10 protein-coding genes are annotated in these 9,211 nt (G+C 70.5%); 8 read left to right on the forward strand and 2 right to left on the reverse strand.

Features of this window, described 5'->3' with window-relative positions:
• Positions 1–110: 110 nt before the first annotated feature.
• Complete coding sequence (locus ACIQ7Q_RS02585) at positions 111–1,496, forward strand: AI-2E family transporter (protein ID WP_403855478.1); 1,386 nt, start codon at positions 111–113, stop codon at positions 1,494–1,496.
• Complete coding sequence (locus tag ACIQ7Q_RS02590; RefSeq protein WP_403855480.1) at positions 1,493–2,236, forward strand: hypothetical protein; 744 nt, start codon at positions 1,493–1,495, stop codon at positions 2,234–2,236. Before ACIQ7Q_RS02585 ends, ACIQ7Q_RS02590 begins: the two co-directional genes overlap by 4 nt.
• A gap of 77 nt (positions 2,237–2,313) precedes the next feature.
• On the opposite strand, the gene ACIQ7Q_RS02595 is transcribed toward ACIQ7Q_RS02590, so the two are convergent.
• Positions 2,314–2,847 carry an alkyl hydroperoxide reductase gene (locus ACIQ7Q_RS02595; RefSeq protein ID WP_403855482.1) on the reverse strand — a complete coding sequence of 178 codons (534 nt, stop codon included), beginning with the start codon at positions 2,845–2,847 and terminating at the stop codon, positions 2,314–2,316.
• Between the two features lie 6 nt (positions 2,848–2,853).
• A complete protein-coding gene (locus ACIQ7Q_RS02600; RefSeq protein ID WP_403855484.1) occupies positions 2,854–3,408 on the reverse strand; it encodes a peroxiredoxin in 555 nt (184 codons plus the stop codon).
• 131 nt (positions 3,409–3,539) lie between these two features.
• Between ACIQ7Q_RS02600 and ACIQ7Q_RS02605 the strand changes: the two genes are divergently transcribed.
• The 6 genes from ACIQ7Q_RS02605 to ACIQ7Q_RS02630 all read left to right on the forward strand — a co-directional run bounded on the left by ACIQ7Q_RS02605 (position 3,540) and on the right by ACIQ7Q_RS02630 (position 9,168).
• Positions 3,540–4,493, forward strand: coding sequence for a hydrogen peroxide-inducible genes activator (locus tag ACIQ7Q_RS02605; RefSeq protein ID WP_403855486.1), 954 nt, complete (start codon positions 3,540–3,542; stop codon positions 4,491–4,493).
• Between the two features lie 338 nt (positions 4,494–4,831).
• Positions 4,832–5,731 carry an ABC transporter ATP-binding protein gene (locus ACIQ7Q_RS02610; RefSeq protein ID WP_403855488.1) on the forward strand — a complete coding sequence of 300 codons (900 nt, stop codon included), beginning with the start codon at positions 4,832–4,834 and terminating at the stop codon, positions 5,729–5,731.
• Positions 5,728–6,576: an ABC transporter permease gene (locus ACIQ7Q_RS02615; protein ID WP_403855490.1), complete on the forward strand. Its 849-nt coding sequence runs from the start codon at positions 5,728–5,730 to the stop codon at positions 6,574–6,576. Before ACIQ7Q_RS02610 ends, ACIQ7Q_RS02615 begins: the two co-directional genes overlap by 4 nt.
• Before the next feature lie 12 nt (positions 6,577–6,588).
• Positions 6,589–7,569 carry an LLM class flavin-dependent oxidoreductase gene (locus ACIQ7Q_RS02620; protein ID WP_403855492.1) on the forward strand — a complete coding sequence of 327 codons (981 nt, stop codon included), beginning with the start codon at positions 6,589–6,591 and terminating at the stop codon, positions 7,567–7,569.
• Positions 7,562–8,194, forward strand: a complete 633-nt coding sequence (locus ACIQ7Q_RS02625) for a flavoprotein (RefSeq protein WP_403855494.1) — start codon at positions 7,562–7,564, stop codon at positions 8,192–8,194. The genes ACIQ7Q_RS02620 and ACIQ7Q_RS02625 overlap by 8 nt, the downstream gene beginning before the upstream one ends.
• Complete coding sequence (locus ACIQ7Q_RS02630) at positions 8,191–9,168, forward strand: hypothetical protein (protein ID WP_403855496.1); 978 nt, start codon at positions 8,191–8,193, stop codon at positions 9,166–9,168. Before ACIQ7Q_RS02625 ends, ACIQ7Q_RS02630 begins: the two co-directional genes overlap by 4 nt.
• The last annotated feature ends 43 nt before the right edge of the window (positions 9,169–9,211 follow it).

Genomic DNA, 9,211 nt, shown 5'->3' on the forward strand with positions numbered 1-9,211 from the left:
GCAGACGCTCAACTTTCCGGAGCCCCTCACCGTCCTACGGTGAGGGGCTCCGTGCGTGTACGGTCGTGACCTGATACTCCCGGGGGGAGTGTGGGGGAAAAGGAAGCATCATGTCGAAGGTTCCAGGATGGCTCGGCCGAGTGGGCGCCGGGCTGACCCGGATGGGAGAGCGTCTGGACGAGCGCCGCAGCGAAGCCACGGCGGACTCCGACGATGTTCTGCCGGGGGCTCCGCAAACTCCTGACAGCGTTCCGCCGCCGCCCTCGTACGCTCCCGCCGTGGCGGCCAAGCCCGATCCGGTCGCCGCCATCCCGTGGGGTATCCGGGTCGCCGCGGAGGCAGGCTGGCGGTTGCTCGTACTCGCGGGCACGCTGTGGGTGTTGATGCGGGTCATCAGTGCCGTGCAACTGGTGGTGCTCGCCTTCGTGGCCGCCCTGCTCGTCACCGCGATGCTCCAGCCCACCGTGGCCCGGCTGTACAGGCTCGGCCTCCCGCGGGGCCTCGCCACCGCCGGGACCGCGATCCTGGGCTTCGTCATCATGGGGCTTGTCGGATGGTTCGTCGTCTGGCAGGTCATGGACAACCTCGACAACCTGTCCGACCGCGTCAGGGACGGTATCGAGGAGCTCAAGCGCTGGCTGCTGAACAGCCCGTTCCATGTGACGGAAAGCCAGATCAACGACATCGCCCAGAACCTCAGCGACACGATCGGCACCAACACGGAGGAGATCACCTCCGCGGGTCTGCAGGGCGTGGGCGTGATGGTCGAGGTGCTCACCGGCATACTGCTGGCGATGTTCTCGACGCTGTTCCTGCTCTACGACGGCAAGCGCATCTGGGAGTGGGTGCTCCGGCTCGTCCCGTCGCAGGCGCGTCCGGGAGTCGCCGGCGCGGGGCCGCGTGCCTGGCGCACTCTGACCGCGTACGTCCGCGGGACGGTCATAGTGGCCCTGATCGACGCGATCTTCATCGGTCTCGGGCTCTACTTCCTCGATGTGCCGCTGGCCGTGCCGCTCGCCGTGTTCATCTTCCTGTTCGCCTTCATCCCGCTCGTCGGTGCGGTCGTCTCCGGTGCCCTCGCGGTGGTCGTCGCGCTGGTCACCCAGGGCGTGTTCACCGCGCTGATGGTGCTGATCGTCGTCCTCGCCGTACAGCAGATCGAGGGCCATGTGCTGCAGCCGTTCATCCTCGGCCGGGCGGTGCGGGTGCACCCGCTCGCCGTGGTGCTCGCCGTCGCGGCGGGCGGCCTGACGGCCGGCATCGGCGGCGCGGTGGTGGCGGTGCCGCTGGTGGCCGTCACCAACACGGTCGTGGGCTATCTGCGCGCGTACGGCAGGGAACAGGCGCTGCGGCATTCGCCGCCGCCGCACGGCTCGACGTCCCTGGACGCTGCGGCAACGTCGGCGTCGGGCGGGGCGGCGGCCAAGCCGGCAACCGGCGGGCCCGCGCCGGAGGGTGACGCCCCGAGGTCGCCGCGGCAGGAGGAGCAGGAATGATCTCCGAACCTGAACTGGTCGGCGAGGAGCACTACGGCGCGGCCGAGCTCCCCGGACCACGGTCCGGGACCGAGGACCTGGTGTCGGCCGAGGACGCCCCCGCCGCTTCCCGTCCCGCGCGCCCCGCGTGGCTGTGGGCGCTCGGCGGCGCGGTCGTCGCGTCGGCGGTGTGGGCGGGCGGGCTCTACGTGTACGGCTCGAAGGCCCCCGACCTCGGTGGCTACCGGGCCAGCGCCGACCTGTGCAAGGACGCGGAGCTCAAGGCCGTGTCCTTTGCGCTCGGCCCGCGGGAGGGCGAGGGTTACGCATGGGGCAACGCGCACGAGAGCGTCGACGACTCCGGCTGCTCCGCCGACATGAGGCCGGTCGGGTACGAGGTCCCCAAGGACGAGGACGGCGTCGAGATGGGCGGGATGCCGAGTGTCACCGTCGGCTACACGCTGCACAAGAAGACCGATCCGGGACCCGAGTTCGGGGGGACCGTCGCCGCGCGGCACAACTACTTCGGCTCGAGCACCAAGCTCACCCGGATCGACGATCTGGGTGAGCAGGCGTACATCGTCCGGGACTCGGACAGCAGCGGGATCACCCTCGAGGTGCTGGACGGCCAGGCGGTCCTGACCATGTCCGCCCACAGCGACTGGGACGTGGACACCGGAGAGCCGCTGGCCGACATGGCGGAGATCGAGCCGCTGCTGGTCGAGGACATGAGAGCGCTGATGCTCAAGCTGAAGAGCTGAGGCAGCCCCGCTTGCAGGACACAAAGGGGCCCCGCCGACAGGAGAGTCGGCCCGGGGCCCCTTCGAGTGCGTGTGTCCTACTCGGCCAGGACGGCCTCTGCGTCCAGCGTCGTGCCCACGGCCTGGATCACCGAGGCGATCTTGACGGCCTCCTGGATCGTCTCGCGCTCCACACCGGCCTTGCGCAGCACCTGCTCGTGGGAGTCGAGGCACTGGCCACAGCCGTTGATGGCGGAGACGGCGAGCGACCAGAGCTCGAAGTCGACCTTCTCCACGCCCGGGTTGCCGATGACGTTCATCCGCAGACCGGCGCGCAGCGTCCCGTACTCCGGGTCCGACAGCAGGTGCCGGGTCCGGTAGAAGACGTTGTTCATCGCCATGATCGCGGCGGCGGACTTGGCGGCGGTGTACGCCTCGGGGGAGAGGTTCGCCTTCGCCTCGGGCTCCAGCTCGCGGAGCACCTTCGGCGAGCGCGAGGCGATCGCGCAGGCCAGGACGGTGCCCCACAGCTGCTGCTGCGGAAGTTCGCTGTTGCCGATGACCGAACCGAGGTTCAGCTTCAGGTCCTTGGCGAAGTCCGGTACGGCGGACTTGAGTTCGTCGAGAGCCATGTCAGATCACTCGCCCGAGAGCAGCGCGACGGGGTCGAGGGTGTTCTCGCCCTTGGTCCAGTTGCAGGGGCACAGCTCGTCGGTCTGCAGGGCGTCCAGCACCCGCAGGACCTCCTTGGGATTACGGCCGACGGAGCCGGCGGTCACCATGGTGAACTGGATCTCGTTGTTCGGGTCGACGATGAAGACGGCGCGCTGCGCGAAGCCGTCCTCGCCCTCGATGCCGAGGTCGCGCATCAGCTCGTGCTTCGAGTCGGCCATCATCGGGAAGGGCAGGTCACGCAGGTCGGCGTGGTCCTTGCGCCAGGCGTGGTGGACGAACTCCGAGTCACCGGAGAAGCCGAGGATCTGGGCGTCACGGTCGGCGAACTCCTCGTTCAGCTTGCCGAACGCGGCGATCTCGGTCGGGCAGACGAAGGTGAAGTCCTTGGGCCACGCGAAGACGACCTTCCACTTGCCCTCGTAGGACTTGTGGGTGATCTGCTCGAACTCCTTGCCGCTCTCCAGCGAGACGCAGGCAGTCAGTTCGAACGTGGGGAACTGGTCACCAACAGTGAGCACGCGCTCTCCTTGCGTGGAGGAAGATCCCTTTTGAGGTCTTCCAGGGGGTTGGACGGATCTTGATGGTGGCACAGGGTGCATTGATCGCGGAAATAGCTAGACTCGGTCATCGCGATCGGAGGTACTTATCAGTGGCGTCAACATTTCCGGTGAACCGGGTCAAACAGCCGAGCCTCGCACAGCTGCGGGCCTTCGCCGCCGTGTCCGAGCATCTGCACTTCCGGGACGCCGCGGCAGCAATCGGGATGAGTCAGCCCGCGTTGTCCGGCGCGGTCTCGGCGCTCGAGGAGGCACTGGGTGTCCAACTCCTCGAGCGTACGACCCGCAAGGTGCTGCTCTCCCCGGCCGGTGAACGCCTCGCGGTGCGGGCCAAGGCGGTGCTGGACGCGGTGGGCGCGCTGATGGACGAGGCGGAGGCGGTGCGGGCGCCGTTCACGGGCGTGCTCCGGCTCGGCGTGATCCCCACGGTCGCGCCGTACCTCCTGCCGAGCGTCCTGAAGCTGGCGCACGAGCGGTACCCGGAACTGGACCTCCAGGTCCACGAGGAGCAGACGTCCTCGCTGCTGGAAGGCCTGTCGGCGGGTCGGCTGGACCTGCTGCTGCTCGCGGTCCCACTCGGGGTGCCGGGGGTCACCGAACTCCCGCTCTTCGACGAGGACTTCGTCCTCGTCACACCTGAGGACCACTGGCTCGGCGGCCGCCAGGACATTCCGCGCGAAGCGCTGCGCGAGTTGCATCTGCTGCTGCTCGACGAGGGCCACTGCCTGCGCGACCAGGCCCTCGACATCTGCCGCGAGGCCGGCCGGACGGAAGGCGCGCCCGTGACGACGACGGCGGCCGGCCTGGCCACCCTCGTCCAACTGGTCGCGGGCGGCCTCGGCGTCACGCTCCTCCCCCGAACAGCCGTCGACGTCGAGACAGGCCGCGCCGCCCGCCTCCAAACAGGCTGGTTCGCAGACCCGGCCCCGTCCCGCCGCATCGCCCTGGTGATGCGCTCGGGCGCGGCTCGCAGCGACGAGTTCGAGGAACTGGCGGAGGCGCTGCGGGAGTCGATGGGGGCGCTGCCGGTACGGGTGGTGTCGTGAGGGGCCGCACCCCCTCCCCGCCCCTTGCCGCTGTGCGGCTGCGCAGCGTGGCGGGCGGGCCGCGGGCGGTGCCAGGTCCTGTTCCGGGAGTACGCGAACCGGTCGGCCACCCGCACCCGGCGCGAGGTCGCCGCCCGCCGCGACAGGGCTTCCACCGTGGTCGGGCCCGCCGTTCGACAAGTAAGCGACGCAGTCGCTTATTTGGGCATGGGGCTGCCCGAAGAGTCGTTTGACCAGGTCAGACGCGGTGAATCACAGGGTGGGAAACGCAGTCGGCACGTGGGCCAACCTCCTCTGCGGGCACGTGCGGAGAGCATCCGAACATTAGTGTCCAGTACATGGTCATTCCCGCAGCAGCGCCGCCGGCAGCGGCGCCGTCCTCCGGTTCAGCTCCTCCGGCGATCAGCATCCGCGACCTGCGGATGCGCTACGGATCACGCGACGTACTGCACGGGGTCGACCTCGACGTGCAGCGGGGCGAGGTGCTCGCGCTGCTCGGCCCGAACGGGGCCGGGAAGAGCACCACGATCGAGATCCTCGAAGGCTTCCGCCGCCGTTCGAGCGGTGACGTCAACGTGCTGGGCATCGACCCCGAGGACGCCACGGACGCGTGGCGGGCGCGGGTGGGCATCGTCATGCAGTCCTGGCGCGACCACGCCCGCTGGCGGGTTCGCGAACTGGTCGAGCACTTCGCGCTGTACTACCCCGCCCCCCGCGACCCGCAGGAGCTGCTGGGCACCGTCGGGCTGGCCGAGCAGGCCGACCAGGAGTGCGCGAAGCTGTCGGGGGGCCAGCGGCGTCGTCTGGACGTCGCGTTGGGCATCATCGGCCGCCCCGAGCTGCTCTTCCTCGACGAACCGACCACCGGGTTCGACCCGGAGGCCCGGCGCGACTTCCACTCCCTGGTCGAACGGCTCAGCTCGGTGGAAGGCATGACCGTCCTGCTCACCACCCATGATCTCGCCGAGGCGGAGCGGCTGGCCGATCGCATCGCGGTGCTGGTCGCAGGCCGTCTCGTCGCCTCGGGCTCCATCGGCGAACTGGCCGACCGGATCCGGGCGCAGGCGGAGGTCCGCTGGTCGGAAGGCGGAGAGTTGCGTCGTCAGCAGACCGAGGACCCCTCCCGTCTGGTGTGGGACCTCCACACCCGGCTGGGTGGCCCCGTTCCCGACCTGGAGGTGCGCCGGCCCACGCTGGAGGACACCTATCTGGGCATGCTGCACCAGGAGGAATCGTGATCAGCCGGCAGGCCCTCGTCGTCGGACTGCACCGGGGAAGGGCCGAACTGCGGCAGACCGTGCGAACCCCGCGCGAGTATCTGGGACATCTCGGCAACCCGGGCATGTTCCTCTTCGCCGCGTCCCTGCAGACCGGGAACATCCCGGGCAGCCCGGTGGCCTCCTCCCAGTTGGTGGTCGCCGGCGGTGTCGCGTCGCTGCTCCTGCTGGTCGCGATGGTCTGGCTGCCGCAGCAGCTGGCCACGGAACGCGAGGACGGCACACTGCTGCGGCTCAGGGGCACACCAGGAGGCATGTTCGCCTACCTCGTGGGCAAGACCCTGATGGTCGTCACGATCGCCGTCCTCAGCACCGTGGTCCTCCTTCTCGGCGGCGTCGCCGTGGCCGGTTCCGGGTTCCCGCAGAGTTTCGGCCAGTGGTGCACGCTCCTGTGGGTCGTCACCCTGGGGCTGATCGCCCTCGCCCTGATCGGCGCCGCGGTCGGCGCCGTTCTGCCCAATCCGCGCCAGGCGCTGGGCTGGGTCATGATCCCGATGATCGGGCTGCTCTTCATCTCGGGCATCTTCTACCCGGTCACGAGCATGCCGCAGTGGCTCCAGATCGTCGCCCAGGTCTTCCCGCTCAAGTGGATCGCACAGGGCGTCCGTTCGGCGCTGCTGCCGGACAGCGCGGTCGTCGCCGAAACCGGGGAGGCGTGGCAGCACTGGGAGACGTTCGGTGTGCTCGGCGCATGGATCGTGCTCGGGCTGCTGCTCGCCCCCCGACTCCTGCTCACCTCCTCACGCCGTGAATCCGGGAGCCGGTTGACGGCACGCCGTGAACTCGTCGGCCAACGCTCCTACTGAGGGATGAACACCATGGCCCCCCAGACCAAGACCAGCATCATGTACCCGATCCAGCCGACGAACACCGGGCAGATCCTGCCCGTCGCCCGGCTGCTGCAGCGCCGCGGCTCCGGCAGGCTGTGGCTCGGGCAGTCACTGCGCCTGGACACGCACCAACTCTTCGCGACCCTGGCCGGCATGGGACTGCGCATCCCCATGGGCAGCGGAGTGACCCTCGCGCCTCTGCGGCACCCGTATGACGCCGCGGTGCAGGCACGCTCGGTCGCCGCGCTCACCGGAGCACCGTACGTGGCGGGTATCGGACCGGCCGCCCCGGAGTTCCAGGAATCTTTGCTTCCGTCCCGCTACGGAAAGCCCCTCACCGCTATGAGGGAGTACCTGACCTCCATGCGGGAGCTGCTCGACGGGAAGCCGGCGCGCCGCGACGGCGAATACCACTCCATCGACGCGCAGCTCATCCCACTGGACGCCCCGCCGGTCGAACTGGGCCTCGGCGTGCTGCGCCCGCGGATGGCACGGATGGCGGGCGCGGTCGCCGATGTGGCCGTCACGTGGATGACGCCCGCGGACTACGTCGCCGACACGCTGGTGCCCGCGCTGGCCGAGGGCGCTGCGGAGGCCGGCCGCAAGGCGCCACGGGTCGCGACTGTGGTCCATGTCGCCGTCGCCCGGCCCGGTCGTGACATCCGCCTCGCGGCCCGCCGGGGAGCGGGCGCTCATCTCAGCGCGGCCCACTACACCGACATGCTGCGCCGGGCGGGGGTGCAGGCGTATGCGGACGATCCGGACGCGGGCGCGGACGCCTTGGTGGACGCAGGTGTGTTCGTGTCCGGGACGCCCGACGAGATCGCGGCCGAACTCCACCGCTACCGGCTGGGCGGCGTGGACGAGGTCGTGCTCAATCCTGCCGGTGTGATCCATACGGAAGGGCTTGGCGCCGTCATGACCGATCTCCAGGAGATTCTTGCGGCAGAGGACCGGCTCCATGGCTGAGGCGACACAGATGCCCACGGGGTCGGCACCGGCATTCGGCGCCCGCCGGGTGCTTTTCGTCGGAACCGGCGCCATCGGGGTGATGTTCATGCCGATGTGGGTCAACTGGCTGCGGACCGCGTACCCCGACGTCGAGCTGCGGACGATGGTCACCCGCTCCGCGGAACGGTTCGTCACCCGGACCGCGCTGACGGCTTTCGCCGGCGACGAGGTCCTGCGGGACGTGTGGCCCGACGACCCCGAAGTGGGCGCTCGGCACGTCGAACTCGCGCAGTGGCCGGACGCGATCGTGGTGCATCCGGCGACGTTCCACTTCGTCAGCCGCCTGGCGCTGGGCGTGGCGGACACCCCCCTCCTGCTCGCTTTGCAGTGCACCCGGGCGCCCATCGCCGTCGCCCCGGCGCTGCCGCCCGCAGGCGTGGAGTCGTTCGCGTACCGGCAGCACGTCGCGGCGCTCGAACAGCGGCGCAATGTCACCGTGGTGCCCCCGCAGCCGGGCTTCAGCGTGACGACCGGGCGCATGGACGCCGCCGTCGCCACACCGCTGCCCGAGGTCGTCCCCGCGCTCGAACGCCTCCGGGTGCGGCTGGCGTCCGCGGACGCCGAGCAGCAGGCGGCGGGATGACGGGCACCACCGTGCCGCCGGTGGGGGAGTTCGCGCCGGGCACCACCGTGCCGGTGGAGGAGTTCGCGACCGGTTTCCTGCGCACGGCCGTCCACGCGGACGACCACGGCTATGTGTGGGTCCGTCGACCCGGCGCCGACCGCCCGGCGCCCCTGACCCCTCCCAGCCCTCCCGTCCGCGACGCGATCCGCTCTCTGGAGCCCGAGCGCCCGTTCCTGGCCCTCCCGGAGGCGGTCGGGGACGCCCTGTACTACCGGGTGCGGGGGGCGGTCGCGGTGGCGAAGCTCTGTGTGGGCAGCGATCCCCGCCTCACTCCGGACCGTGTCACCCCGGCCATGGTCGGTACGGGCCACGCGCTGCGCCGGCTCCACACGGCGGATCCGTCCCTGGTCACGTCTGGGCCGCCGGGCCCGGCCCGGCTTGCCGCCTGGATGCGCGGCGGCCGGGGACCGCGGGCTGCCACGGCCTTCCACACCGTGGCCCGGCGACGGCTCGGCACCGCCCGGTGGAGCCGGGTGGAGGGCTGGTGCGCGTCGCTGGCCACCGATCTCGCGGACGGCGTCCCGCTGCACGGGGCGCCGAGCCTGGGATCGGTCATCGCGGGGGACGTGCAGGGAAGCGGCTGCCTGCTCACCGGTGAGGATGTGGCACGCGGACCGGCGGACTTCGATTTCGGCTGGCTGCTGGGCGAGTTCGCGGAATGGCGGATGACGATCCTGCGCCGGTCACCGGGCCTGATCATGGACCCGCGTGACTACCACGCCGCTCTCGGCGGGCTGTGCCAGGCGTACGGCGCGCCCGCCGACCCGGTGGCGGCGGGGCGCGCGGCGGTGCTGCGCGTCTTCACCCACGCGCACGACTTCGCCGCGTACATGGGATGGCATGCCGAACTGCTCGAGTACGCCTCGTCGGTCGCGGAACTGATCGACGAGGACGGCGCGCAGGCCCTCTCGGGGCCGCTGTCGGTCCTCTAGTTCTCCAGGCGCAGGTGCCTCACGAGCACGGGCACCGCATGCG

Origin of the sequence: Streptomyces sp. NPDC096176 (assembly GCF_044763255.1) — a bacterium.
Taxonomy (GTDB): domain Bacteria; phylum Actinomycetota; class Actinomycetes; order Streptomycetales; family Streptomycetaceae; genus Streptomyces.